Origin of the sequence: Geothrix sp. 21YS21S-2, assembly GCF_030846775.1 — a bacterium.
Lineage (GTDB): Bacteria > Acidobacteriota > Holophagae > Holophagales > Holophagaceae > Mesoterricola.
The window spans coordinates 251,777-278,678 of record NZ_CP132910.1 but is presented as its reverse complement, the minus strand read 5'-3'; the positions used below and the strand labels follow the sequence as shown (position 1 = coordinate 278,678).

19 protein-coding genes are annotated in these 26,902 nt (G+C 68.8%); 12 read left to right on the top strand and 7 right to left on the bottom strand.

Annotated features, from left to right (window positions below):
* The first annotated feature begins 114 nt into the window (after positions 1-114).
* Entirely contained in the window at positions 115-4,164 is a 4,050-nt protein-coding gene (locus RAH40_RS01260) for a DEAD/DEAH box helicase (RefSeq protein WP_306600232.1), read from the top strand.
* Positions 4,165-4,186: 22 nt separating this feature from the next.
* Complete coding sequence (locus tag RAH40_RS01255; RefSeq protein WP_306600231.1) at positions 4,187-5,422, top strand: DUF4032 domain-containing protein; 1,236 nt, start codon at positions 4,187-4,189, stop codon at positions 5,420-5,422.
* Here the strand turns inward: RAH40_RS01255 and RAH40_RS01250 are convergent.
* On the bottom strand, positions 5,419-6,900 hold the full coding sequence (locus RAH40_RS01250) for an HAD-IG family 5'-nucleotidase (RefSeq protein WP_306600230.1): 1,482 nt from the start codon (positions 6,898-6,900) through the stop codon (positions 5,419-5,421). The genes RAH40_RS01255 and RAH40_RS01250 overlap by 4 nt on opposite strands.
* Before the next feature lie 127 nt (positions 6,901-7,027).
* Here RAH40_RS01250 and RAH40_RS01245 point away from each other — a divergent pair, with 127 nt between their 5' ends.
* Both RAH40_RS01245 and RAH40_RS01240 read left to right on the top strand, forming a co-directional pair.
* Positions 7,028-8,635, top strand: a complete 1,608-nt coding sequence (locus RAH40_RS01245; RefSeq protein WP_306600229.1) for an alkaline phosphatase family protein — start codon at positions 7,028-7,030, stop codon at positions 8,633-8,635.
* Between the two features lie 210 nt (positions 8,636-8,845).
* Positions 8,846-11,770 (top strand): TonB-dependent receptor, encoded by a 2,925-nt coding sequence (locus RAH40_RS01240; protein WP_306600228.1) that lies wholly within the window; start codon positions 8,846-8,848, stop codon positions 11,768-11,770.
* Positions 11,771-12,133: 363 nt separating this feature from the next.
* Here RAH40_RS01240 and RAH40_RS01235 read toward each other — a convergent pair whose 3' ends face one another.
* The 3 genes from RAH40_RS01235 to menC all read right to left on the bottom strand — a co-directional run bounded on the left by RAH40_RS01235 (position 12,134) and on the right by menC (position 15,062).
* On the bottom strand, positions 12,134-13,027 hold the full coding sequence (locus tag RAH40_RS01235; protein WP_306600227.1) for a bifunctional UDP-sugar hydrolase/5'-nucleotidase: 894 nt from the start codon (positions 13,025-13,027) through the stop codon (positions 12,134-12,136).
* A gap of 8 nt (positions 13,028-13,035) precedes the next feature.
* The gene (locus RAH40_RS01230) at positions 13,036-13,824 is read right to left on the bottom strand and encodes a 5'-nucleotidase C-terminal domain-containing protein (protein WP_306600225.1); all 789 of its coding nucleotides are present in this window, start codon (positions 13,822-13,824) and stop codon (positions 13,036-13,038) included.
* A 98-nt stretch (positions 13,825-13,922) separates the two neighbouring features.
* On the bottom strand, positions 13,923-15,062 hold the full coding sequence (gene menC / locus RAH40_RS01225; RefSeq protein ID WP_306600224.1) for an o-succinylbenzoate synthase: 1,140 nt from the start codon (positions 15,060-15,062) through the stop codon (positions 13,923-13,925).
* Positions 15,063-15,139: 77 nt separating this feature from the next.
* Between menC and RAH40_RS01220 the strand changes: the two genes are divergently transcribed.
* Positions 15,140-16,129, top strand: coding sequence for a hypothetical protein (locus RAH40_RS01220; RefSeq protein ID WP_306600223.1), 990 nt, complete (start codon positions 15,140-15,142; stop codon positions 16,127-16,129).
* 1 nt (position 16,130) lies between these two features.
* Positions 16,131-17,228 carry a hypothetical protein gene (locus RAH40_RS01215; protein ID WP_306600222.1) on the top strand — a complete coding sequence of 366 codons (1,098 nt, stop codon included), beginning with the start codon at positions 16,131-16,133 and terminating at the stop codon, positions 17,226-17,228.
* Here the strand turns inward: RAH40_RS01215 and RAH40_RS01210 are convergent.
* Positions 17,206-18,249 carry a GNAT family N-acetyltransferase gene (locus tag RAH40_RS01210; protein WP_306600221.1) on the bottom strand — a complete coding sequence of 348 codons (1,044 nt, stop codon included), beginning with the start codon at positions 18,247-18,249 and terminating at the stop codon, positions 17,206-17,208. The two genes, RAH40_RS01215 and RAH40_RS01210, sit on opposite strands and share 23 nt — an antisense overlap.
* A gap of 89 nt (positions 18,250-18,338) precedes the next feature.
* Positions 18,339-19,682, bottom strand: coding sequence for an MFS transporter (locus RAH40_RS01205; protein ID WP_306600220.1), 1,344 nt, complete (start codon positions 19,680-19,682; stop codon positions 18,339-18,341).
* 129 nt (positions 19,683-19,811) lie between these two features.
* Here RAH40_RS01205 and RAH40_RS01200 point away from each other — a divergent pair, with 129 nt between their 5' ends.
* Complete coding sequence (locus RAH40_RS01200) at positions 19,812-20,096, top strand: hypothetical protein (protein WP_306600219.1); 285 nt, start codon at positions 19,812-19,814, stop codon at positions 20,094-20,096.
* The gene (locus RAH40_RS01195; RefSeq protein WP_306600218.1) at positions 20,093-20,461 is read left to right on the top strand and encodes a type II toxin-antitoxin system PemK/MazF family toxin; all 369 of its coding nucleotides are present in this window, start codon (positions 20,093-20,095) and stop codon (positions 20,459-20,461) included. Before RAH40_RS01200 ends, RAH40_RS01195 begins: the two co-directional genes overlap by 4 nt.
* Before the next feature lie 73 nt (positions 20,462-20,534).
* Here RAH40_RS01195 and RAH40_RS01190 read toward each other — a convergent pair whose 3' ends face one another.
* Positions 20,535-22,352, bottom strand: coding sequence for a lipopolysaccharide assembly protein LapB (locus RAH40_RS01190; protein ID WP_306600217.1), 1,818 nt, complete (start codon positions 22,350-22,352; stop codon positions 20,535-20,537).
* A 435-nt stretch (positions 22,353-22,787) separates the two neighbouring features.
* Here RAH40_RS01190 and RAH40_RS01185 point away from each other — a divergent pair, with 435 nt between their 5' ends.
* The 4 genes from RAH40_RS01185 to RAH40_RS01170 are packed head-to-tail and all read left to right on the top strand — an operon-like array spanning position 22,788 to position 26,901.
* On the top strand, positions 22,788-23,927 hold the full coding sequence (locus RAH40_RS01185) for a pyridoxal phosphate-dependent aminotransferase family protein (RefSeq protein WP_306600216.1): 1,140 nt from the start codon (positions 22,788-22,790) through the stop codon (positions 23,925-23,927).
* The gene (locus tag RAH40_RS01180) at positions 23,924-25,054 is read left to right on the top strand and encodes a GNAT family N-acetyltransferase (protein ID WP_306600215.1); all 1,131 of its coding nucleotides are present in this window, start codon (positions 23,924-23,926) and stop codon (positions 25,052-25,054) included. The genes RAH40_RS01185 and RAH40_RS01180 overlap by 4 nt, the downstream gene beginning before the upstream one ends.
* Positions 25,038-26,018 (top strand): NAD(P)-dependent oxidoreductase, encoded by a 981-nt coding sequence (locus RAH40_RS01175; protein ID WP_306600214.1) that lies wholly within the window; start codon positions 25,038-25,040, stop codon positions 26,016-26,018. The genes RAH40_RS01180 and RAH40_RS01175 overlap by 17 nt, the downstream gene beginning before the upstream one ends.
* Positions 26,005-26,901: a phosphatase PAP2 family protein gene (locus tag RAH40_RS01170; RefSeq protein ID WP_306600213.1), complete on the top strand. Its 897-nt coding sequence runs from the start codon at positions 26,005-26,007 to the stop codon at positions 26,899-26,901. Before RAH40_RS01175 ends, RAH40_RS01170 begins: the two co-directional genes overlap by 14 nt.
* Position 26,902 lies beyond the last annotated feature (1 nt).

The window sequence follows — 26,902 nt, the reverse complement described above, 5'->3', positions numbered from 1 at the left end:
GAACGGGACGGGGTCCCTGGAACGAACGGCCGATCGCGCCTGGGGCAGGGATCCGGGCCCCGGCTCCAGGGCCGCCTGCGCCCGGATCCGGTCCGGAAAATGACGGACGGCCCCATGAACCTCGCCGGCCTCCGCCAGCTTCCGGAGGAGGAGCAGGCGGTCCTCATGGGCCTGGCGGGCCTGGGCCTGCCTTCCACCAACAGCCACCTGGCCCAGGCCCTGGCCCGCGCGGGCGTGCATCCCCAGGCGCCGGCGTGGGCGGCCAATCCCCGGAAGGTGCAGGACCTCCTGGAGCGCCTGAAGGCCAAGGGCCTGGTCGTGGACCGCCGGAACTTCTGGCACTGCGCGGAGCGCTGCCTGGAATCGGCGGCGCGCCTCGCCCAGGCCCGGGGCCTGCTGCGGCGCATCCTCCAGGCCGGGCTTCCCGCCGGGGGCGGCGGGGGCATGGTGCCCGACGGGGCCATGCGGAGCCGGGCGGAGCTGCGCCTGGAGTTCATGGAGGGCCGCACGGACCGCTGGCTGCCGCTGCGGGACCGCTTCGCCGAGCAGTTCGTCACCGCCACCGGCCACCGCGACCCCCTGGCCCTGGTGTGCGGAGGCCCCTTCGAAGCGGAGTGGTTCGACGCCCTGGACCCCGCGGCCCAGGCCCACGGCTGCAACGCCCTCCTCCAGGACCACCTCCTCCACAACCTCCCCGACCCGGGCTTCCTGGCGTGGATGGAGGCCCGCACCCGCAAGCCCGCGCCCAGCTCCGCGGCCTTCCCCCTGATCCTCTACCTCATCCTCATGGGCCGCGCCGGGGACGCCCGGGCCTGGATGGACGCCCAGCCCGCCAAGGCTCGGGAGCACTTCTCCTGGACCAACCTGGAAGGCCTGGCCGCGCTGGCCGCGGGCAACCCCGCCCTGGCCGCCAGGCACTACGGGGCCTCCCTGGAGACCCTGCGCAAGGCAACCCGGAAGAAGGCCGCGGCCCTTCCCGGCCTCCACGAGCCCTTCCACATCCTGGCCCTGCTGGGCACCCGCGAGCCCGCGGCCCTGCGCAGGGTGGAGGAGCGCCTGGCCCTCCTGAACCGGGGCGAACTGGGCAGCCCCCTGCGGGACCTCCCGGTCATCCTCGCCCACCTGTACCGCCTCCTTTCCGGCGCCCGCCCCCAGCACGGCCTGGCCCAGCGCCTGCCCCGGGACCTCACCCCCCTGGGCCTGGTGCTCTCGGCCGTGGCGGCCCACCTGGGCGGCGAGACCCCGCCTCCCGACCTGCCCGAGCGGGCCCTGCGGGCCTGCGCCCCCCTGCCCTTCGGATGGTTCACGCGCGAGCTGCTCGAGCTGCAGCGGCGCCTGCGCGGCGAGGACGCCCGGCCCAGCCCCCTCCTGGACCTGGTGCCCCGGGAGGCCGCCTGGGAGCGGGCCCTGGACAGCCTGGAGCGCATGGGGGCCCCGGCCCCCGGGGCGCCCAGGACCGCGCGCCTGGCCTGGTTCGTGGCTCCCCACGAATTCGAGGAGGGCACCTTCGAAGTGCAGGCCCGGGAGCAGAAGCTGGACGCCAAGGGCGAGTGGAACCGGGGCCGCCCCGTGAGCCTGCGCAAGCTGCGGGAGAACCCCCGGGCCTACGACTACCTCACCGCCCAGGACCACCGGGCCATCTCATCCATCAAGGCCGACCGACACTTCGGCGCGGACTTCACCTACCACGTGGAAGGCAGCGAGGCCGTGGCCGCGCTGGTCGGCCACCCCAGCGTCTACTGGGACGGCCGGCCCATGGACCTGGTGGAGGGCAAGCCCGAGCTGCGGGTGCGCCGGAAGGGCGAGACCCTGGAGCTGCGCCTGGAGCCCGAGCCCGGCCCCGGCGGGGTCCTGGCCCGGGAGGAGGGACCGCGGCGCACCCGCATCTTCGTGTTCCAGGACCAGCACAAACGGCTGCGGGAGCTCCTGGGCGAGCGGCTCGTGGTGCCCGCCTCGGCCCGGGAGCGGCTCCTGAAGTCCCTGGCGGCGGTGGCGCCGCTGGTGGACATCCACTCCGACGTGGGCATGGGCGAGGAGGCCTCGGCCCGGGCCGGCCTCACGCGCCTCGAGGGCGGCACCCTCCCCACCCTGGTCCTGGTGCCCGCGGGCGACGGCCTTCGCGCCCAGGTGCGCGTCCATCCCGTGCCCGGAGGCCCCGGCCTTCCTCCGGGCGAAGGTGGCGCCAGCCTCGTGGTGGAACAGGGGGGACGCCGGCTCCTGGTGCACCGGGACCTGGAGGCCGAGGGGCGCGAGGCCGCGGGGCTGGTGGCGGCCCTGCCCACCCTGGGCGGCTCCGAGGACTGGAACTGGAGCCTTTCGGACCCGGAGGCCTGCCTGGAACTCCTCCTGGAGGCCGAGGCGGCCAAGGCCCGCTACCCGGTGGTGTGGCCCGAAGGCCGGCACCTCAAGCCCCCGCGCACCGTGGGCCTCGAGTCCATGCGCCTCAAGGCGGAGGCCGGGGGCGGCTGGCTCGACGTGCGGGGCGAGCTGCGCCTCGACGGCGCGAAGGTCCTGGACCTCAAGGCCGTCCTGGACCACCTGGAGACGAGCTCCAGCCGCTTCCTGCCCATGGCCGACGGCACGTTCCTGGCCCTTTCCCGCACCTTTCGCAGGCGGCTCCTCGACCTCAACGCCCTGGGCGAGCTCCACGGCCAGGTGCTCCGCCTCCACGCCGGGGCCGCGGCCCTGCTGGGGGACCTGGGGGAGGGCCTGGATTCGTTCGAGGGCGACCGCGCCTGGAAGGTCCGCATGGCCCGGGTGCGCGGAGCCATGGCCCTGGAACCGACCCTGCCCGCCACCCTCGAGGCCGGCCTGCGCGGCTACCAGGAGGAGGGCTACCGCTGGCTGATGCGCCTGGCCCACGCGGGCCTGGGGGCCTGCCTCGCCGATGACATGGGGCTGGGCAAGACCCTCCAGGCCCTCGCCCTGCTCCTGGCCCGGGGAGGAGGCGGCCCCGCCCTGGTGGTGGCGCCCACCAGCGTCTGCGCCAACTGGGAGCACGAGGCCGCCCGGTTCGCCCCGGCCCTGCGGGTCCGCAACCTCGCCGACGGGGACCGGGAGGCCCTCCTGGCCCAGGCCGGGCCCATGGACCTGATCGTGGCCAGCTACGGGCTCCTGCACCTGGAATCCGAGCGCCTGGCCAAGGTCGCCTGGTCCACCGTGGTCCTGGACGAGGCCCAGGCCATCAAGAACGCCTTCACCAAGCGCAGCCAGGCCGCCATGGCGCTGCAGGCCGGGTTCCGCCTCGTCCTCAGCGGCACGCCCGTGGAGAACCACCTGGGCGAGCTGTGGAACATCCTGCGCTTCCTCAACCCCGGCCTCCTGGGCTCCTTCGAGGTCTTCCAGCGCCGCTTCCAGCTCCCCATCGAACGCCAGGGCGACCCCGAGGCCCTCCAGCGCCTCAAGCGGCTCGTGGGCCCCTTCCTCCTGCGGCGCACCAAGGCCCAGGTGCTGGAGGAACTCCCCCCGCGCACCGAGATCACCCTCGAGGTCGAGCCCAGCGCCGGGGAGGAGGCCCTCCTGGAGGCCATCCGCCAGCGGAGCCTGGAGGAGCTCAGCGAGGGCGGCCAGCCCATCCAGGTGCTGGCGGCCATCATGCGCCTGCGCCGGGCCTGCTGCCATCCCGACCTGGTCCAGCCCGGCCTGGGCCTGGCCTCCTCCAAGCTGGAGGCCTTCCTGGAGCTCGTGGCCCACCTGCGGGAGAACCGGCACCGGGCCCTGGTCTTCAGCCAGTTCACCGATCACCTGGACCTCCTGGCCAGGGCCCTGGACGCGCAGGGCGTCCCCCACCTCCACCTGGACGGGAGCACCCCGCCCCGCGCCCGCGCCAAGGCCGTGGCCGCCTTCCAGCGGGGCGAAGGCGACGTGTTCCTCATCAGCCTCAAGGCCGGCGGCACCGGCCTGAACCTCACGGGCGCCGACTACGTCATCCACATGGACCCCTGGTGGAACCCCGCCGTGGAGGACCAGGCCTCGGACCGCGCCCACCGCATCGGCCAGACCCGGCCCGTGACCATCTACCGCCTCGTCCTGCGCGGCAGCATCGAGCAGCGCATCGTGGACCTCCACGCCCGCAAGCGCCAGCTGGCCGACGACCTTCTGGAAGGCGCGTCCACCCCGGCGAGGCTGGACGCGGCGGCCCTGATGGAGCTCCTGAGGGGCTAGACTGGAACCCAAAGGACCTCCCGTGACCGAAGCCCCCGGCCTCCTATCCATCCTCGTGCGCCCCGGGCACCCGGATTTCCTGGACCTGCCCTGGGAGGTGGAACTGGCGGCCTGGCCCGGCGCCACGGAACGCTCCATCGAGCTGCAGCGGGGACTCTCCCGCCACGAAGTGCAGTTCGTGAGCTACGGCGGCACGCGGGTCTACGCCATCAAGGAGCTGCCCGAGAGGCTCGCGGAGAGGGAATACGGCGCCCTCCTGGAGATGCAGGCGCGGAGCCTGCCGTCGGTGGAGCCCGTGGGGCACGCGCTGTCGGTCCGGCCCGACGGGGTGCGGGTGAGCCTGCTGCTCACGCGGTACCTCGACGCCAGCCACCCCTACCGCGTTCTCTTCCTGAACCCGGGCCTGGAGCGGTACCGCGAGCGGCTGCTGGATGCCATGGCGGGGCTCCTGGTGCGCCTCCACCTCGCCGGGGCCTACTGGGGGGACTGCTCCCTCTCCAACGTCCTCTTCCGGCGGGACGCGGGCGAGCTGGGCGCCTACCTGGTGGACGCCGAGACCTCGGAGCTCCACGAGACCCTCTCGGACGGCCAGCGCCGCCAGGACCTCATGATCATGGAGGACAACGTCGGCGGCGACCTCCTGGACATCTCCATGGTCACCAGCCTCCCCGACGCCCTGCGCCCCGAGGACTTCGGCGCCAACATCAGGCGGCGCTACGACAGCCTCTGGACCGAGGTCAACCGCGAGGTGATCGTGGGCGTGGGCGAGCGCTGGCGCATCCAGGAGCGGGTGCGGGCGCTGAACGCCCTGGGCTTCTCCATCCAGGAGATCAAGCTCATCGCCACCGGGGACCGGGACAAGCTCGTCATGCGCACCGTCGTCACCGACCGGGACTACCACCGCCACCGCCTGCACGACCTCACGGGACTGGTGGCCCAGGAGGCCCAGGCCGAGCTCATGCTCAACGAGATCGAGGAACTCAAGGCCCGGCTTTCGCTGGCAGGCAGGAAGGACCTCCCCACCTCCGTGGCCGCGTTCCGGTGGCTCACGGACTCCTGGGAACCCGCCCTGCGGCGCCTGGGCCCCCTGGTCAGGACGGAGGCCGACGCCTCCGAGCTCTACTGCCAGGTACTCGAGCACAAGTGGTTCCTGTCCGAGGCGGCCAGGGCCGACGTGGGCCTCGACGCGGCCCTGGACGACTACCTGGCCCGGTTCCATCCCCCGAAGAGCAGGAAGGCTAAAACCAAGGCAAGCTAATCCCCGCTCCCCTCCGAAGGCGGCAGGGTCGAGGTGCCGCCCGGGCTGGTCGGATCGTGGGGCAGGCTGCCCCGGGGGGAGCGCAGGTACACGAACGGCGTCGCGTACAGGAAATTGGAGACCCGGCTCGTGTACACGTCGGCGTACCGCTCCACCTGCCGCGCCAGGTGGCTCTTGTCGTTGCCGGCGCGGGTGAGGAGGCCCCAGCGGCTGTTGGTGAGCTCCGTGGCGGCCCGCGCCAGGGGGGCGATCTCCAGGTCCAGGGGCATGAGGCGGGTGCGGAGCTCCTGCAGGCGGGCCTCCAGCTCGGCCTGGGTGGCGGCGTTCCGGGGGCCGTAGCCGGCCTTGAGGCGCTGGAGCTCCAGGCGGGCCTGGGAGAACTGGCCCTCCAGGCGCTCCTTCTCCTCCATCTTGGCGGCGATGGTGCGCTCGGCTCCGGCGAAGGACTCCAGGGCCTCCACCTCGGCCTCCAGCTCGCGCAGGATCAGGGCGGTGCGCCAGCGGAACTCGCTCTTGCTCATGTGCACGTCCCCGAACATGTGGTCGCCCACGTAGAGGATCTCGTCGCCGCTCATGCCCAGGTCCCTCTCCACCTGGGCGGCCGATCCCCCCATGTACGCCACGCCGGGCTGAAGGGGCCCCATCATGGGCCGCAGCATGCCGTCCTCGGTGACCACCTGGAAGAAGGGGGCCCGGGAGGTGAAGAACTCCGGCTTGCGGGCCCCCACGATCACCAGGTCGAAGAGGTCGCGCCAGGTCATGTCCCCGGGCAGGAACCGGTCGAAGGAGAAGGACATCATGGCCGAGGAGAAGTTCCAGTCCGAGTTGGTGATGAGCAGGAGCTTCTTGCCGGCGTTGCGCTGGTCCAGGAGGGTCAGGGCGGTCTCCGGATCCAGGACCACGCAGGCCTCGGGCGCCGCGATGATCTCGGCCTTGAGGCGGCCCTCCATGTGCTGGGCGTCCACGACGTCGCGCACCCGCACGTAGAGCTCCCGGTAGCCCATCACCTCGGGCAGCTTGCGCTCGTCGAGGAGGTCCACCATCTGGGCGTAGAGGCACCCTTCGGACAGCGAGAAGAGGGTGTTGAGAAATACCCAGCGCGGCTCGGACAGGTCCACCTGGGTGCCCGCGTAGGCCTCGCGCTGCTCGCCGAAGGTCAGGGGCCGGGTGCCGTGCTGGGCCCGGCGCACCAGGCCGAAGCGGTTGGCCTTGACGATGTTGCCCAGCTGGGTGTCGATGACCAGCCCCCGGGCCACCATGCCCTGGTCGAAGACCAGTGACCGCACCGGCCAGCCCTGCTCCAGGAACCGCTCGCGGGCGAACTCGAACACCTGGCGCTCGAAGATGTCCACCCGGTAGTTCACCAGGGTGTAGTCCATGTCGTAGCCGATGGCGTGCAGGGAACGGAAGTTCAATGTACGGTTGCAGAAGACGCCCCGGCTGCGGGGGGGAGTCACGTGGGGATCGGCATCGCTCATGCCCCAGGATAGCGTCCCCGGGGCCTTTGCGCCGTGTCACAGGGAATTCACTCGCCTTGGGATGTTCAATTCCCCCATCATCGGTCCATACCCTTTGCTTCAAGCAGCGGATTGAGCCGGAGATTGCATGCGCTTTGCCCCCATCCTCGTCCCCTTCCTGGCGGCGGCCCTTTACGGCGCCCCCCGCCCGGGACTGGTGGTCGTCATTTCCGTCGACCAGTTCTCCGCCGAACTCATGGCCCGCTGGGGCAGGGACCTCCCCGGCGGCCTGGGCAGGCTCCACCGCGAGGGCGCCGCCTTCCTGGAGGCCTACCAGGACCACGGCTACACCGAGACCGGCCCGGGCCATTCCGTCATCCTCACCGGGCGCCACCCCATGCACACCGGGATCACGGAGAACTATTGGCGCGACCCGGCCCTGGGCCGCCTCACCTACTGCGTCGAGGACCTCGCGAGCCCCCTGGTGGACGCCGCGGGCACCCCGGTGGGGCCCGCCAAGCTCATGGGCGGGACCCTCGGCGAGTGGCTCACCGCCCAGGTGCCGGGAAGCCGCTCCTTCGCGGTCACCGGCAAGGACCGGTCCGCCATCCTCATGGCCGGCCACCGCGCCCAGGGCGTGTACTGGTTCAACGGGGCCGGGGGCTTCACCACCTCGAAAGCCTACGCCGCCACCCTCCCGGGCTGGCTGAAGGCCTACAACACCCGGTTCCTGACCCACCTGGCCGACGACAGCCTCTTCTGGGCGCCCCTGGACGGGCGGGGCCTGCCGGCTGCGGCCGCCTACACCGTCCGGGGCCAGACCGTCACCATGGGCCTGCCGCGCGCCGTGCATGCCGTGGGCATGCCCCTGGACGCGGACTTCTGGGGCCGGTTCCGGGCCACGCCCTTCTTCGACGAGGCCATCCTCGGCGCCGCCGAGGCCCTGGATGAGGCCGAGCACCTGGGCCGGGGCCCCGGCACCGACCTGCTGGCCCTGGGGCTTTCGGCCACCGACTACGTCGGCCACCAGTTCGGCAACGGCGGCCCCGAGATGCTGGACAACCTGCGGCGCCTGGACAGGAACCTGGGGGCCTACCTGGACCGCCTGGCGGCGAAGAATCCGGGCCTTTGGGTCGTCCTCACCGCCGACCACGGGGCGGCGGACTTCCCGGAGCGGCTCCAGGCCCAGGGCATCCCCGCCCGGAGGGTGCAGCCCGGTCCCTGGACCCGGGCGCTCAACGCCGAACTCCGGAAGCGCCTGGCGGTCTCCCGCGACTGCTTCCTGCCCGCAGACGGTCCCATGCTCTACCTGGATCCGGCCATCGTGGACCCTGCCGAGCGCAAACGCATCCTGGAGACCGCGGTCGCGCTGGCCAAGGCCACTCCCGAGGTGGCCGACGCCTTCGCCGCCGAGGAGCTGGCCGCCGTGGTCCCGGACCCCCTGGAACCGCCGGCGCTCCGCAGCTACAGGACGAAATTGCGCCTCAGTTTCGTCCAGGGCCGTTCCGGCGATCTCCTGCTGGCGTACAAGCCCTTCTATTACAAAGAGGATCCCAAGGACCTGGCCACCCATGGCCATGCCCAGGACACGGATCGCCGGGTTCCCCTCGTCTTCTGGGGCCCCTGGAAGAGCGGACCGCGCACCGACCCGGCCCGCATCGTCGACCTGGCCCCAACCCTGGCCCGGGAGCTGGGAATCCGGCCGGCCGATCCCGTCGACGGGCAAGCCCTGGTCCTGCAGGTCCGGCAGGAGTAGAACCCTCCCGGGCCGGACGTATTAATTTTCATACCCGGGCCCATGCAGGGGAACCATCCGCCCGGATATTTGAATAAATCCATTTCGACGAGGACAGTTCCCCCCGAATGACCGGAGTCACTTGTGCGGGATATAACACAAAAGTTCCATCACATTTGGCAACCCACCAGATACGATGATCTTTAATCAACTTCAATCATGGAGCCACGCATGAATTCCGCAGGTCTTCGCTTTTCCCGCCTGATCCCCCTTATCATCTGTGGCGCCCCCCTCCTGGCCCAGGGCGTCTCCACCCAGCTTGCCGGCCGCATCACCGCCAAGGGCGCTGGTCCCCTGGCCAAGGCCAACGTCGTCGTCCGAAACGTTGAAACCGGTCACACCCGCACCGTCATGACCGACGAGAACGGACGTTACTTCATCACCGCCCTTCCGGTGGGCCCCTACACGGTCTCGGTCACCAAGCAGGGCTTCCAGACAGCCACCAACCTCAAGGTCACTCTGAACCTGGGTGACGCCGCCCCCCTGAATGTTGCCATGATCCCCGCGGCCTCCGCCGTGGTCGAAGTGGTCGCGTCGGTGGCCGCTGTGGACAGCGACCGTACGACCAACGCCGCCTTCGTCAGCACCGAGCTGCTGACGACCATGCCCAACTTCAACCGTTCCTTCACCAACCTGGCGACTCTCACGCCCATGGTGACCATCGACACATCCCGCGGCGGTCTGGCCATCGCCGGTCAGCGCGGCGTCAGCTCCTCCATGAACGTTGACGGCGGCGACAATAATGAGCCGTTCTTCGGCGGTTCCATGAACTCCAACAACGCCTTCCAGATTTCCATGGAAGCCATCCGCGAGTACCAGGTGATCACGGCCGGCGCCAGCGCCGAGTTCGGCCGCATGGGCGGTGGCTACCTCAACGCCATCACCAAGAACGGAACCAACGACTTGACTGGAAGTCTCTTCTATTACAAGCGCCCCCAGAGCATGGTCGCCAAGCAGCCCAACCTGAGTGGCGTGGCGGGCAGCAACAACGTCGGCGACTTCAAGCAGAATCAGTTCGGCTTCTCCGTCGGTGGCCCTATCGTCAAGGACAAGCTGTTCTATTTCGTGGCCTACGATGGCCAGCGCATGAACTCCCCTGTGAACTTCGTTTGGGGCGGCAACTCCCCGGTGGCCCTCAACTCCGCCCTCACCAATGACGCGGTCCTGATCAGCAAGATCCGCAACTACGACGTCCCCAACGACGCTGACACCGTCTTCGTCCGCTTCGACTGGAACCTGACCACGGACCACACCCTGCAGCTGCACATCAACCAGTCCAAGAACAAGACGATGGCCTACACGGGCACCACCAGCGCCTACGAGAACACCGTCAACGACCAGTACAAGACCCTCAGCCTGGTCGGTCAGTGGAACTGGACCATCAACGCCAACCTGCTGAATGAAGTCCGCGTCAACTACGGCAAGGACGAGATGCCCCGCACGACCAACTCGTCCATCCCCGAGGTGTCCATCAGCAACGTGGGCTACTACGGCGCCAATCCCTACCCCCGCGAGTACCAGACCACCCGCAAGCAGGTCACCGAGGCCTTGTCCTTCGTGACCCCGGTCCTGCAGATCAAGGCAGGCATCGACTATAACAAGATCGGCGTCGCCGAGACCTTCTCCTCGGGCTACCAGGGCATCTACTACTTCAACAATTCCGGTTCCGGCGCCACTGCCAAGACCGCTTTCCAGAACTTCCAGGCGGGCAACTGGGCCAGCTATGCCCAGCGCTTCAGCCTCATCCCCGGCCTGAACGGCTGGGATGCCGGCCGCTTCGACGTGAGCGAGGAGCAGATCGCCGCCTACGTCCAGGTTGACGTTCGTGCCACCGACACCCTGAAGCTCGGCCTGGGTATCCGCATGGACCGCCAAACGCACCCCGACTTCCCCATCGCCGACTTCTCGAACCGGCTCGCAACGACAATGCCTTTGACGGGCAAGATGCCCACCGATACGCAGGTCTCGCCCCGCCTTAGCGCCACCTGGACGCCCACCTTCGACAAGGGCAACAGCGTTGTCCGCGCCAGCATCGGCCGCTACGTCAGCACCACCCCCTCGGTTTATGAGTACCAGCTCTACACCGTCAACGGTGTGCGCATGGCCAACATCACTTTCTACAACCCCACCCCCGGCCTGGGTTACGGCGCCTCGTTCAACGCGGCCAACCCCGCAAGCCTCTCCAGCATCCCCACCGGCGCGGCCATTCCCAAGACCGACATCTACAGCTTCGATCCCAACTTCAAGAATCCCCACACCGACCAGGCCACGGTGGGCCTGGACCGCGGCTTCGGCCACGGCCTCACCATCGGCCTTAGCGGCATCTACTCCCGCGGTCACAACCTTGAACGGCTCGTCGACCTGAATCTCGGCACGCCTGTCGCCAACGCCCAGGGCCGCCTGATCTTCCCGACCACCACCGTCGGCGGTAGCACCCCTCTGCGCCCCAACGCCAACTACGGCAAGATGATGATGTACACCTCGGACGTGGACAGCATCTACCACGCCTACTCCCTGTCCATGAAGTACCAGGAGGAGGGAAGCCCCTTCTTCGCGCAGGTCAACTACACCTACGCCATCGACAAGGACCAGGACTCCAACGAGCGCAACTTCAGCGGCTTCTCCACCGCCAACCCCCAGCGCCTGAGTGACGAGTGGGGCTTTAGCGACAAGGACCGCCGGCACACCCTCACGGCCCAGCTGAGCTATCTGGAGACCCGGTTCACCGGCATCCAGACCGGCTTCGTCGTCCGATACCTGTCGGGCCTGCCTTACTCCCTGGTCTACAGCAGCGACCTCAACAAGGACGGCAACACCGGTTACGACCGCGTCTACGCTGACGGCAAGGACACTGGTCGCAACAGCCAGCGTCAGGGTTCCACGACCACCATTGACATGAAACTCAGCCGTGACTTCAACCTCGTCAAGAAGGTCAAGTTCCAGGTTTCCGCTGAGATCTTCAACCTCCTGAACCGGCACGACACCTACTCGTGGGTTAAGGCCGCCGGCACCGACGCCGCCACCACCTACACCAGGACCCCCACTTGGCTCGGCTCCGCCCGCCAGGTCCAGCTCGGCGCCCGCCTGACCTTCTAGGCCAGTCTTGTCCCCGACCGAAGAAGGCGGCTCTTTGAGCCGCCTTCTTCGTTCCGTTACTAAACCAGGATTGGTTCCCAAGAACCTATGGAATTTGGCAATCTAAAATGCAGGTTCCTCAGTGCATGCGGAGCCTGTTTCCTTCCGTCGGCTCCTTGGGGTCAGATTCGGAACGGAACCCAGCGATTCGTTCATATTCCAGTAAGGTTGCGACCTCCAGGGACTGGCCGGGCCTTCACGGTGGCGTATCGGGGCCAAAGGACCTCTCCTCCCCGGGAGACAGGGTGCCTAGGCTCAAGGGCGTCCAGATCGGTCCCGGCACGACGGCATTCACCTGGATTCCCTGCGCCTCCCTGGAGGAACTCAGACCAATACCGGCACCGCCATGCCCGAGGACGCCACCTTCACGCCGTTTCGCACCGCGAAGTCCATGCGCCCCAGGTTCACGCCGGCAAAGCCCACCTGGAAGATCTCCGTCTCGCCCACCTTCACCGGGGCGTCCAGGAACGTGTGGCTGTGGCCGCCGATGATGACGTCGATGCCGGGGACCAGCCTGGCCAGGTGCAGGTCATCCATGGCGTAGCCGTGGAGGTCGTAGCCCAGGTGGCTGAGCACCACCACCAGGTCCACCTTCTCCACTTCGCGCAGGTGCCTGACCACGGGCTTGAGGGACTCCACGGGGTCCCGCCAGTCGACGCCCAGGTGGTTCTTGGGCGAGACGAGGCCCTTGAAGTCGACGCACAGGCCGGTGAGGCCGACCTTGACCCCCGGGAACTCGCGCACCTGGTGGGGACGCAGGCGCGCCGCCAGGGCGGGGGCGCCCTTGGCGTCGAGGTTGCAGTTCAGGAAGGGAAACTTCGCTTCCGACATGGCCGCCACCAGGGCGTCCACGCCGTTGTCGAAGTCGTGGTTGCCCAGGGTGCCCGCGTCGTAGCCGCACATGCTCATGAGGCGGTAGTCAAGGAAACCCTTGTACTCGTTGAAGTAGGGGGTGCCCTGGAAGACGTCTCCGGCGTCGAGCACCAGGACGTTGGGGGTGGTTGCGCGGATCTGTTTGATCAGGGTGGCGCGGCGGGCGATGCCCCCGCGGCCGGTGAGGTTGCCGCTGCCGGGTCCGAAGGGCTCGATGCGGGAGTGGGTGTCGTTGGTGTGCAGAAGGGTGATCCGGCCCGCGCCCGGGGCGTCCTGGCCCAGCAGGGGCAGGCGGGAGGCGGCGGTCGCGGCCCCGAGGGCCTGGAGGAAGGTGCGGCGTTCCATGGCGGATCCTAGAACTTGAAGGTCGAGGCCTTGAGGGCCGCGGCGATTTCGGGGGAGTAGATGTAGCGGGCGCCTTCCTCGGGCTGGATGGGCTTGTGCTCCTTGCCCAGGCGCTCGCACACGTCGATGACCAGCTGGCGCACCGGCTGGCCCGTGAGCTGGACGTTCCGCCCGATCTTCAGGGTGGGCGTGCCGTCCCCGTTGGCCAGGAGGTAGTCCGTGGTGGCGACCATGACGGTGGCGGCAGGATCGATGGCGGTGCCGTCGCTCCAGGTGATGGAGACGACCGGATGCCCGGGAGTGCCGGTCACCGAGGCCCGGGCGCCCGAGAAGGGCTCGCCGCCGCGGCGCTGGATGCCTTCCTTGATGATCTGGATGACCTCGGCGCCGGTGTACTCGGCGATCACCAGCTCGTTGTCGAAGGGCAGCACCTCGTAGATGTCCTGGACCTTCACGTCGCCGGGGTTGATGTTGCGCCGGAGCCCGCCGGTGTTGGTGAAGGCGAACCGGACTTCGGCCTTGGCCACCTTGGTGGCGCCTTCGCGCATGACATCGGCCAGGAAGAAGCCCAGGGGGTTGTCCCCGACGGTCCTGGCCTTGCCGATGCCGTTGGGGGAGGTCCCCAGCACGCGGCCGAAGCTGGCGTGGATCTTGTCGGCGAGGGGGGCGAGGACCTTGGCCACCTCCGGGTCGTCGGCCACCGCCGGCCCCACCGCGGTCGCCGAAGCCAGGTCCATGCGGGGCGCGGGGGTCTGCGCCACCAGGGCGAGGCCCAGGGCCCAGGTTCCTAGAATCATGGGGAGCTTTCTCACGGCGGTCCTCTCGGTTCGAAATGGGTCGTTGGCCTACCCGACAGTATGCCAGGGAGGGGCATCAAACCAATAGGTATGAACGGTTAGCGGATCCGCTCCCGGTGCAGGGTGTAGCGGTCCAGCCGGGCCGGGTCCAGGGTCACGCCCGTGCCGGGGCCCGGGGGGATGGCGATGAATCCACCGGGTCCCAGGACCACCGGCGGATCCGCGATGTCCTCCCGGAAGTAGCGCCGGGTCTCCGAGGTGTCCCCGGGAATGGAGAAGTTGTCCACCGTCTGCAGATGGATATTCACGGCCCGGCCCAGGCCGGTCTCGTCCATGCCGCCGGACCACACGGGGACGCCCCGCTCCTCGCAGTGCCTGGCGATGCGGATGGACTCCAGGAGCCCGCCCACCCTGCCCTGCTTGATGTTGATGACCCGGCAGGCCCCCAGGCCCAGGGCGGCGGCGGCGTCGTCCAGGCTGTGGATGGACTCGTCCAGGCAGAGCGCCGTCTTCAACCGGGGCTGCAGGAGGGAGTGCTGGTAGATGTCGTGGTAGCCCAGGGGCTGCTCGATCATGGTGAGGTTGAAATCGTCCAGGCGCTTGAGGTGCGCGGCGTCGTCCAGGGTGTAGTCGCCGTTGGCGTCGGCCATGAGGGCCACGTCCGGGAACCGCTCCCGCACCGCCGCCACCCACTCCACGTCCTTGCCTCGCATGATCTTCATCTTCACCCGGTGGTAGCCCTGGGCCACGGCCTCCTCCACCTTGGCCAGCAGGGCCCCGGTGCTCTCCTGGATTCCGATGCTGATGCCCGAGGGGATGGGCCTGGCCCCGTACCCGAGCAGCTCGTGGAGGGGGATGCCCTTCCGCCGGGCGAAGAGGTCCAGGAGGGCGTTCTCCACCGTGGCCTTGGCCATGGGGTTGCCCCGCACCTTCCGGAAGCGGGCCAGGACCTCGCCCAGGGTGCGTCCGGGTTCCAGTTCCTTCAGCATGAAATCCCGGATGAGGTGCCGGGCGGTGGTGGTGGTCTCCCCGTCGTAGTAGGGGTCGGGGTCCGCCACGCACTCCCCCCAGCCCACGCAGCCGCCCTGCTCGAGGCGCAGGAGGAGGGCCTCCTTCACGGCCCAGGAGGCCACGCTGGTGCCGAAGGGCTCCACGAAGGGGACGCTCACCACCAGGAAGTCGATGCGATCGAGGGTTCCCAGGACCTCGCTCTCGGGCGAATGAAAATTTTTGCTCATGATGCCTCGCTAGGTTTCACATCTGGCCGGTTGTGGGATGATTGATTCTATACCGCAACATCATGAGGAACCTACGAATGCAAGCCAAGCCCCTGGACACCCTGCTCCTCTTCAGCCTCCCCGCCTCCGGCAAGTCCGAAATGCGCCGCTACCTGGCCAGCCTCACCCCCGACCAGTGCCGGGACGACTTCGGCATGGGCCCCACGTCTCAGCTCGACGACTATCCGTACGTCCACCTCATGCACCGCATCGACGACGAGCTCCAGGCCCGGGGCTGCGGCTACAGGTTCTACTTCGGCCCCACCCGCCCCTTCCAGGAGGAGTGGACCTGGGCCGCCCTCATCGAGCTGCTCAACGAGGACTACGCCAACCTGCGCAAGGGAGCCCACACCGAGGCCCACAGCGCCGCCCAGCTCCTCTTCGACCGCATGGACGAGGCCCGGGTCCGCGCCGGCATGCTGCCGGCCCTGGACGAGCTGCCGCACCGCGTCCGCAAGTCCGTGGCCGAGGCCCTGGAGGCCGAGTGCCGCGCCGAGCTGGACGTCCTGAACCGCCAGAACGCCCTCGGCATCGAAGGCCGCACCATCGTCATCGAGGCCGCCCGCGGCGGCGCCAACGGCTCGGCCTTCCCCCTCACCCCGCCCCACGGCTACGCGGCGGCCTTCCAGCACCTGTCCACGGACATCCTGGACCGCGCCAGCCTCATGTACATCTGGGTGGAGCCCGCCCAGAGCCGCCACAAGAACATCGAGCGCGGCAAGCCCGACGGCCAGGGCAGCATCCTGAACCACAGCGTCCCCATGGAAGTGATGCTGGGCCAGTACGGCTGCGACGACATGGCGTACCTGCTCGAGCAGAGCGACCGCCCCGGCACCATCCGGGTGGACCGCCTCGTGGCCGAGGGGAACCGCTACAGCACCCGCACCTGGCACATCCCCGCCTCCCGCTTCGACAACCGGCAGGACCTGACCACCTTCGTGCGCGAGCCCCGGGAGACCTGGAAGCCCGCGGACGTTGCGGCCATCCATTCCGGCCTCAAGGAGACGTTCCGGAACTTCGGCCGCTAGCATGTTCAAATCAGCGGAAGGCAGTACCGAACGGCTCCTGCAGCTGTGCACGGGCTATTTCCTCCTGTACGTCGTCACCGGCCTGGTGGTGAAGGCATTCACCGGGGCGCCGCAGACGCCCATGGGCACCCCGCCCATGAACGACATCGCGTTCCTCGCCTACAACACCCTGGGCGCCAACCTCACGTGCCTGATCCCCGCGGTCCTGCTGGGGTGGTGGCGCATGAAGTCCATCCGGCCCGCCCGGATCTGCGGCGTGGAGGTCCCCTCGGAGATCTTCTACATCATCCCCAGCGGCATCTGCACGGCCATCGTCATCCCCACGACGACGCTCATGTACACCCTGCCCATCTCCGTTATGGTCGCCATGGTGATCATGCGGGCCTCGGTCATCGTCATCGGGCGGGTGGTGGACGGCCTCCAGATCGCCCAGGGGATCCTCCAGAAGCGCATCTACTGGGAGGAGAACGCCGCGGTGGTCTTCGCGGTGCTGGCGGCGTGCATCGAGCTGTTCGGGCCCCACACCGGGGGCTTCGCCTTCCTGCGCAACCAGGCCGCGGTGGTGATCTTCACCAGCTACATAACCTCGTACGCCATCCGCATCTACATCATGAACTACTACAAGAACACCCGCCCCAAGGGCGCTCCCCTGGACAACAAGGCCTTCTTCGCGGTGGAGCAGATCGCGGCCTCGGTGGCCATGGTCTGCATCGCCCTGGCGGTGTTCTTCTCGCCGCGGCTCGTTCCCGCCTGGGGCGGCGTGCGGCAGATCGCGGCCTTCGTGGGCGCCATCCGGACCCCCAGCCCGGGCTGGTTCTGGGCCTCCTTCTCCGGCCTGGCCTTCGGCCTCGTGGCGTTCTTCTCGGTGTTCATCTTCATGTTCAAGGGGCGCACCGCCACGTTCACGGGCCTGATCAACCGGCTCACCTCGCTGGTGGCGGGCACCACGGCCACCCTCCTGGGGCACTGGCTCTTCGCGAGCCGCCTGCCCAGCCTCCAGAACTGGGTGTCGCTGGGCTTCGTGCTGGTGGCCGTGTTCTTCCTCTCCCGCGCCGAACGGCGAAGGGCGCTGGAACTCAAGCTGGCCCGGGAGATCTGACCACCGGGATGGTGTAGCAGTGGTTGATGTGCTGGACGCCCCCGTAGTCGAACTTGTACCGCTCGTTGCCCCGGGACAGGTCGAAGACGGGGGTGTCGGTGGTCTCGATGAGGTGCTTGAGCGTGCCGTTGATCAGCAGCCCGCCCGGGCTGTACTTCCCGAACGCCCCCTCCATGGCCAGGAAGGGCAGCGTGATCGATCCGTCCCCCGCCCGGAAGCCGGCGCAGAACCCGGCGACGGACCGGTCGATGTAGAGGATCGCGTAGAAGGTGTTCGGCAGCCGGCTCAGGGCCAGGATGGTCGGGTTGAACCACCTCCGCATGAAGTAGGGGAAGTACTTCCGCGCCTTGAAGTTGACTCCCTTTTCCGTCATGCGTCGCCAGTAGATGTCGAACAGACGCAATTGCGTGGAGAAAGGCATGGGCTGGTCGAGGAAGGTCCTCACCTCCCAGGTGCGGCCGTCGGCCTCCAGATGCCGGACCGAGGCCCGAAGCTTCTGCCGGTACCCTTTGCTGAGACGGCCCAGGTAGGCCTCGTAACCTCCGCCCAGGGGGATGTGGGCGCAGGGCAGCGCCTTCCGGTCATATTCCTCCGGCGTCCAGGCCGCCTCGATCAGGCGGTCCATGCGGCTTCCGGCCCGGACCCGGCTGAAAATGAACTCCGTGGGGCGGCCGTCCGCGATGGCCTCGAGGGCGAAGCGCAGGTCTCCGGGCTTGACGCCGTCGCTGGTGAGCCCCTCCAGGTAGCCCGCCTGGGAGAACTCGCCCCAGAGGAAGGCCTTGCCCGCCATGGCGGCCCGGCCTATGTGGAGGGGCAGAAGCAGCACGGTGCGGTCCGCGTCGTCCCGCACCTCGTAGATGACATTGCGGTAGAGATGCCGGGTGGAGAGATGGAAGAACTTCCCCACGACGCGGCAGTAGTCGAAGGCCTGGAACGGCGTGTAGTCCCGGCCATCGCCGTACATGGACGTCCACAGGCCTTCGACGTCACGCAGGTCCTTGTGCAGTATGAGCCGTGGCATGCGACACTTTCGGGGACGTACGGGGGTGGGGACGGACGCGAGGGTGCTGGGCCCACGATACCATCCGGCCAGCTAGCGGCCAATCACCCTCAATGGCCCGCCCCCGCGGGCCTGGCCTTCCAGATGGTCGTCATGATGGCCGCCCCCACCAGGCTGAAGGGGATGAGGCAGAGGGCCCATACCCAGGCGTGGGCGGGCACGTGGCCCGCGGTCCCCACCCCGTCCCAGCCGTAGGCCTTCAGGACCCAGCCCAGGCCGAAGCCGGTGAGGCCCGAGCCGATGTACTGGATGCCGTCCAGCGCCCCGGCCACGGTGGCCGCGGCCTTGCGGCCGCCGAAGTCCATGGAGGCCGTGCCGCTAAGCATCCCGTGCACGCCGAAGATGAACATGGCGGTGAGGCCCAGCAGGGTGATGGCCCACACCTGGCCGCCGTGGGTGCCCCGTCCCAGGGCCGCGCCCAGCAGGCAGATCATGACCACCTGCGCCAGGTAGAAGATGAAGGCGACGGGCGGCCGCCGGCTCTGGAAGAGCCGGTCGCTCATCCAACCGCAAAGCAGGCCGCCGAAGATCCCGCCCAGCATGAAGGCCACACCGGTGGCGCCGAACAGGGCCGCCCGCTTGGAGAGGTGGTAGACCTCCTCCAGATACTCCGTGAAGTAGAGCATGATCCCCTGGCGCACGAACCCCGTGCAGAACTCCGCGAAGATCAGGGCGATGATCACCGGGTTGCCGATGACCTTGGCCAGCAGCTCCTTGAGAGGCAGCGGCTTGTCTTCGGCCAGATGCGCGTTGCTGCCGTCGCCGGTGTCGAAGTCCTTGAGCCCGGCGTGGCTGGGCCGGTTGCGAACGAGCAGGTAGTCCACGAGCACCATGACGGCCATGGCCACCACCGGCGCGAACCAGATGATGGTCCAGCTCTTGAAGCTGGCCAGGAGCCAGGCGCCGACCGAGGTGGCCAGGAAGTACCCCGAGCTGATCATGACGCCGAAGATCCCCCCGAAGATCCCCCGCTCCCGCACATGGAACCAGGTGCTGTTCACCTTGACCACGCTCAGGGCCCCGAAGCTTTGGAAATACATGTTGAGGCTCCAGAGGAGGCTCATGGACACCAGCAGCTTCGTGGTGAAACCGTTAAGGAACAGGAGTCCCACCAGGAGGTTGGTCGAGGCGGCCCCCAGGGCCCCCACGAGGATCGCCCGGCGGCCGCCGATACGGTCCGCCAGGGGCCCGTTGATGGCCACCGCCAGGCCGTAGGTCCAGAAGCCCGCCGTGGCGATGATCCCCATCTCCCACTTGTCCAGGTGGTACCAGGCTCCGATATCGCTCTTGACGATATTGAAGTTGTAGCGGCCCATGTACATGGTCGCGTAGGTGAGGCCAAGGGGGAACCAGTTCAGGAAACGCCTGAACCGGAAGGGTTTCGTATGTTGCATGCCATGCTCCGACCCCTCCAGCTTAGACGATGCAGGTATCGGGAATGTAGCTGGAATGTGACGGGGGCGTAAACGCGCCTCCCTTGCCATCCCGGGATGGTGGCATAGTCTGATGGCAGAGGTTGGATCATGTTCAGCACCACCTTGCGCCTTCCCGACGAACTTGCCGCATTTCTCCAGGAGGCCGCCCGGAGCCAGGGCCTCAGCGTCAACGCCTACCTCGCCCGCCTGGTGGAGGAGCGGCGCGAGGGGGACCGGCGCAGCCGGCTCGCCCGCGACTGGGCCCTCTACGCCGGGGAAACCGCGGCCCAGGACGTGGAATACGCTTTCGACCCGCAGGTGAGCCTTGCCGCCGAGACGCCCCTCCCCTACAGGGCGAAGCACGAGGTCAAGAAGCCGAGGAAGCGGACGTGAACCCGCGGCGCGGGGAAATCTGGATGCTGGATTTCAGTCCGGACCACGCCGGGTCCGAGCAGCGGGGTTTCCGCCCGGGGATCATCATCCAGTGCGACGAGGGCAACCTGGCGCCGGGTGCGCGGACGACGATCCTCGTGCCCCTGACCACCCGGGGCCGCCCTTTCGTTTTCTACATTCCCATTCCCGCCGGCCCGGCCACGGGACTCCAGGCCGCCTCCTGGGCCAACTGCACGCAGGTGTTCACCGTGGACAAGTCTCGCCTGAAGGCCCGTTTGGGCTCCGCCCCCGCCCCGGCCCTGGAGGCGGTGGGCCGGGCTCTGGCCGCCACCCTGGACCTGGGAGGGCATGGCGAAAGGACCTGATGCCGCCGCCCTCTGGATCGCGGCCCGTCAGGCCGTGTGGGTCGACCTGTCCACATCGGGTGCGCGAACGGGCTCACCTCCGGAAAATGAGCCCGTTCAGCCTTCGCAGCTTCCCTTCGAACCGCCACAGGGAAGCCCGCCCGGCCACCTGGATGAAACCCGTCGCCTCCGGTGGGAACGGGCAGGCGTCCTGGAGTTCCCGCTGGAAGGCCAGCCTCTTGCGCCCGAAGGGATCCCACCAGGAGCCCTTCCAGCGGACCACCAGGAGAAGCACGGGACGTTCGGCGTGGAAGAGGAGCTTCTTGCGCACCAGGTGGGCTTCGGCGACCCGGGCGTCGGACAGGCACACCCGCTGGATCTCCTGCAGCGCCGAGGGGCTGCAGTGGTGGGATTCCAGGGCATCCAGCAGCGAGACGCCCATGCGCTCGCCCTGAACCTTCTCCACCAGGGCCGCGGCGCGAAGGGCCCGGTCCCACTCCTTGTCGGCGTTCTTCCGGTCGCCCCGGGCCCGCAGGTGGTAGGCCAGCAGTTCGTGGCAGGCCGGGGCCAGGGCCGGGTCGCGGTGGATCAGCTCCCGGGCCTCGAAAACCGCGGCGCTGTCCCGGCCGCGGTCCAGGGCGCGGCGGATGGACAGGAAGGAGGTTTCCACGCAGTTCCGGTTGGCCGCCCGGTACATCTCCAGGGCCGCGTCGAACCGGGGCCAAGGGGCGTGTTCGTACGCGAGCTTCAGGTATTCCAGGGCGTCGGGATGGTCCGGGAAGGTGCCCTCCAGGGCCCCGGCGAGGTCCCGGTAGCGCGTGGCGTCCTCCGCCCAGCTGCGGGCCGCCTCCTCGGCGCAGGCCAGCATCCGGGCCTTCCAGGCCCCTTCCACCTCCTCGGCCACCTTCGTGCCTTCCAGGAGCCGGCGGTAGGCGTGGCCGGCGGGGGGCATGGGGACCTGGGCCTTGGCCTGCAGGTAGTCCAGGCGCAAGCGCAGCAGGGGCGGCGCCTCCTTCTGGAGGCCATCCAGCGCCAGTTCCAGCATGCCTTCGGCGCCTTCGGGGCAGGCGGCGAGCACCTCGCCCAGGTGGCGGTGGAGATCCGCGGGCAGGGGGACGCCGGTATCCAGGCAGGCGTCCCAGTCGGCGAAGACCCTGCGGGCCACCAGGGGTTGCAGGATGGCCAGGCGGCACAGGGCCCGCACCAGGGTGGGCGTGCCGTGCTTCTCGGCGATGGCCCGGTCCGTGCGGATGAACTCTCGGGCCAGGAAGGGCTGGTAGCTCGCCACCACCCACCGGGTGTAGGGGCGCAGGAAGGCGGTGCACCACCTGGGCCAACCCAGGGCGCCGTTGCGCATCGAGGTCTCGATGTGGAGGTGGACCCGGTACCAGTAGGAGGCCAGCCGCTTCACCTGCAGGTTCAGCCAGCCCTGGTAGTCCGACCAGAAGACCGCCTCCCACTCGGCCACGGCGTCCAGCTCACGGAGGCTCAGGGCCAGCAGGGGATAGATGCCGACATGCCAGTGGTACCGGCTCCACCCGAACATGCCGGCCATGGGTACGCCGGTGAGTTCCACGCTCCAGGCGTCGGGAGCCAGGATCACCTGGGGCGACCGGGGCCCCTGCCAGGCCTCCCGGGCCGCCTCCAGGCGCTCGTCCAGGGCTGGGGCCTCCCCGGGCTTCAGGACGCGGCCCGGGGGCCGGGGGAAGCTCTTGAGCGCAAGGCGCAGGCCGTAGAGGGCGTTGGCCAGGAGGAAGGCGGCGGCAGGCCAGGCCAGGAGCCCCAGGCCCGGGGCCGGGAGGACCAGGAGAAGAACCCCCGCAAGGCCCAGGAGAAGCAGGCCCAGGAACGGCAGGGTGGCGCCCAGGGTGAAGCGTGCGGCGGAGCGGATGCGATCCTCGAGCCAGCTCATTGTATTAACCTCTTATATAAATATCTGCTTCAAAGAACGGGTCGCAAGGGAACAATTAATTCAATTTCAGCATTTCAACATTAAAGTAACCCGAGTTCCGTCCCCTTCCGTTCTCAAAGCCGCCAAGACGGGCGTCCCCAATGGATTCCAGGGGAATAGATGACTTGATTCATCCCGAAATTCCCCCGCATGGGCGCGCCGGGGATTTCCACCCACCTTCCACATGCCGCATGCTATTTTCATTCCCAAGGCGGGCTGGGGACGGGTCGTTTGTTGGTTCTGTAACAACTGTGTTAGCTTTATTAAAATTTGAGGTGAATGATGACCCACAAGCCCCGTGGTTCTGGCTCGGCCCTAGAAATACCGGCCCCGGTCAAGCTGCCGAGCGTTCTGGACAAGTGCGCCGCCTTTACCATCCCCGATGACTTGAAAGCCATGGGCATCTATCCGTACCACCGGGTCATCGAAACGGGCCAGGCCACCGAGGTGATGGTCGACGGGCAGAAGCAGCTGATGCTGGGGTCCAATTCCTACCTGGAGCTCACCACCCATCCCCGGGTCAAGGAGCGCGCCCTGGAGGCCATCGAGGTGTACGGCACCGGCTGCGCCGGCTCCCGCTTCCTCAACGGGACCCTGCCCATCCACGTCGAACTGGAGCACAGGCTTGCGGCCCTCGTGGGGAAGGAGGCGGCCCTGGTCTTTCCCACCGGCTTCCAGACCAACACCGGGGTCATCTCCAGCCTGGTGCACAAGGGCGAGTACATCGTCGGCGACAAGTACATCCATGCCTGCATCATGGACGGCTGCATGCTCAGCCATGGGACCCTGGTGCGCTACGACCACAACAACATGGCCGACCTGGAGGAGAAGCTCAGCCGGATCCCGGCCCAGGCCCCCAAGCTCATCGTCACCGACGGCGTCTTCTCCATGGAGGGCGACATCTGCGACCTCCCCGGCATCGTGAATCTGGCCCAGCGCTACGGCGCCCAGGTGATGGTGGACGACGCCCACGGCATCGGCGTGCTCGGCCCCGGCGGCCGGGGCACCGCGGCCCACTTCGGCCTCACGGACCAGGTGGACCTGATCATGGGCACCTTTTCCAAGTCCCTGGCGGCCATCGGCGGCTTCATCGCCGGCAGCGCGAAGGCGATCAACTACCTCCAGCACGTGGCCCGGCCCTACATGTTCTCGGCCTCGGCCTCCCCGGCCAGCGTGGCCGCGGTGCTGGGCGCCCTGGAAGTCATGGAATCCGAACCCGAGCGGATCGCCCGGCTCTGGGAGAACGCGCGGTTCCTCAAGAAGGGCTTCGACGAGATCGGCTTCGACACGGGCAAGAGCGAAACCCCCGTCATCCCCATCATGGTGGGCGAGTTCGACACCTGCATGAAGATGTGGCTCTACCTGAAGGAGGCGGGGATCTTCGTGAACCCCGTGGTGCCCCCCGGGGTGCCTCCGGGCCGCAGCCTCATCCGCATCTCGGTCACCGCGGGCCACACCCGGGAGCAGCTGGAGTGGGCCCTCGACATCTTCCAGAAGGCCGGACGCCATTTCGGCCTCCTGGAGCAGGGGGCATGACCCCGGGGATCCAGGTCCGGCCCGCGACGGGTCCCGGGGACACGGAGGCCTTCATCCGCTTCCCGTACCGCCTGCACCGGTCCGAGCCCCACTGGGTCCCCCCCCTGATCCTGGAACGCCAGGAGTTCCTGGACCCCCTCAAGAACCCGCTCTTCGAATACGCCAAGGTCCAGACCTTCCTGGCCATTCGGGACGGGGAGGTGGTGGGCACCATCGCCGCGGTGCGCAACGACCGCTACGGCCAGTTCCACCCGGACGAGGCGCACGTGGGCTTTTTCGGCCTCTACGAGTGCGTCCCGGACCAGGCGGTGGCCGGCGCCCTCTTCGACGCCGCCTGCGCGTGGCTGCGGGCCGAGGGCAGGACCGTGGCCCGGGGCCCCGTCAACCTCACCACCAACGACATCGTGGGCCTCCTGGTGGACGGCTTCGATTCGGACAACGCCGTCATGATGCCCTACAATCCCGCCTACTACGGCTCCCAGTTCGAGGCCGCGGGTTTCGTCAGGACCAAGGACCTCTACGCCTACTACATGGCCAAGGCCGACTGCGCCGACCGGCTCACGGCGGTGGCCAACCGCCTGGACCGGGGCGGCCTCGTGAAGATCCGGCCCCTCGACAAGAAGCGGTGGCCCGAGGAACTGGCGTTCGTGAGGGACACCTACAACCAGGCCTGGTCGAAGAACTGGGGCTTCGTGCCCTGGACCGACCGCGAGGTGGCGTTCATCGCCAAGGAGCTCAAGCCCCTGGTGGACACGCGCTTCGCCTTCGTGGGAGAGGTGGGCGGGGTGCCCGCGGGCTTCATCGTCTCCATCCCCGACGCCAACGAGGCGCTGAAGCTGGCCCAGGGCCGGCTGCTCCCCTTGGGGCTCCTCAAGATCCTGTGGAAGCTCAAGGTCACCGGCTGCTCCAGCCTGCGCACGATGATCATGGGCGTGCTCCCCCAGTACCGGCGCCGCGGGCTGGACCTCCTGATGATCCACCGCACCATCCAGAACTCCCTGACCACCGGATACCGCGGCGCCGAGGTGAGCTGGATCCTCGAGGACAACCAGGCCCTCCTGAGCCCCCTCCACCAGATGGGGGCCCGGCGCACCAAGACCTACCGCGTGTATGACCGCCCCTGCTAGCGTCCTGGTCACCGGGGGCCACGGCTTCATCGGGTCCCACCTCTGCGGGCGGCTCGCGCAACGCGGGTGCCGGGTGCGGATCCTGGCCCGGCCCGGCGCCGACCTCGCGAACCTCGAAGGCCTGGACGTGGAGGTGGTCCGGGGCGACCTCACCGACCCCGGCAGCCTTCAGGCGGCCCTGGCCGGGGTCGGCCGCGTCTTCCACCTGGCCGGGGCCCTGAAGGGCTTCACCGAAGCCGGCCTCATGGCCGTGAACCGGGACGGCACCCGGAACCTCGTGCAGGCCTGCCCCCCCGGCCTCGAGCGGTTCGTGCTGGTCTCCAGCCTCGCCGCCGCCGGCCCCAGCCCCGGCGGTCCCGAACCCAGGCCCGGCGGCGCCCCCGACGCCCCCCTCACCTGGTACGGGCGCAGCAAGCTCGAGGCCGAGCGCGTGGTCCTGGCCTCGGGCCTTCCCAGCGTCATCCTCCGCCCCCCGGTGGTCTTCGGTCCCCGGGACCGGGACGTGCTGAGCTACTTCCGCATCGCCGCCCGGGGCTTCCTGCCGGTCCCGGGCGCCCGGGAGCGCTGGTACTCCCTGGTGTTCGCCCCGGACCTGGCCGAGGGCATCGCGAAGGCCGGTGACGCCCCCCTGCCCCCGGGCCAGATCATCCCCCTGGTGAACCCCGATCCCGTCACCTGGCTGGACCTGGGCCGGCGCATCGCCAGGGCCCTGGGCCGCAGGTGCCGGGAGCTCCACCTCCCGGAGACGGCCATCCGGGCCGCAGGCCAGATGGCCGGCCTTGCCGCCCGCCTCCGGGGCCGCCCGGAAATCTTCTCCCCCCAGAAGGTGGTGGAAATGCTGGCCCCCGCCTGGGTCGCCAGCCCCGAGAAGGCCCGGGCCCTGCTCGATTGGACGCCGAGAACCTCCCTGGACCAGGCCCTGTGGCAGACCGTCCGCTGGTACCGCGATCATGGCTGGCTCTAGGCGCCCCTTCGGCCTGGCCGCCCCGCTGGGGTCCTGGCGTCCCCTGGACCGCTGGGTGGTGGGTTACGCCCTGGCCACCCTGCCCTTCCTGGGCTACGGCTGGCTGCGGGGCCACCCCGGCTGCGCCGCCCAGGCGGGCGTCAATGCCCTGGTGATCGCCGGATGCCTGCTGATCGCCCGGTGGAGCCGGGACACCGCCGCCGTCGTCCCCACGGTCCTCCGCCTCTTCTACGCCCCCATCATCTACTGGTGCTTCTACCATCAGGTGCAGACCCTGTGGCCCCTGTTCCACACCCTGCCCCTGGACGGCCACCTGGCCCGGGCCGACCAGGCCCTCTTCGGCTGCCAGCCCTCCCTGGCCTGGCGCGCCGCCCTGCCCCAGCGCTGGCTCTCCGAGATCTTCTGCTTCGCCTACCTGGTCTACTACTTCTTCACGCCCATAGTGGGGTTCACCGCCCTCCTGAGGTCCGGCTACGCCGCCGCCGAGCGGGTGATCCTCGCGGCCACGGCCTGTTTCTTCGTGTGCTATGCGCTGTTCTGGATGTTCCCCACCGTCGGGCCGCACTTCTGGTTCCCGCCGGCCCAGGGCCCGCGGCTCTACGACGGGTACGTCTTCAACCATGCGCTCTTCTTCTTCACCCGGGGCGGCGAGATCCGCGGCGGGGCCTTCCCCAGCTCCCACATCGCGGTCGCCACGCTGTTCACGCTTTGGGCCCGGCGGGAGGTGAAGGCGCTGTTCGCGCCGCTGGCGGTGGTGACGGCGGTGATGCTGCCGGCGGTGGTGTACCTCCGGGCGCACTACCTGGTGGATGTGCCGGCGGGGCTCCTCGTGGGGGCCGTCGCCTACTGGGCCAGCGCCCGGACCCTCGCCGCTTCCCGCTAGC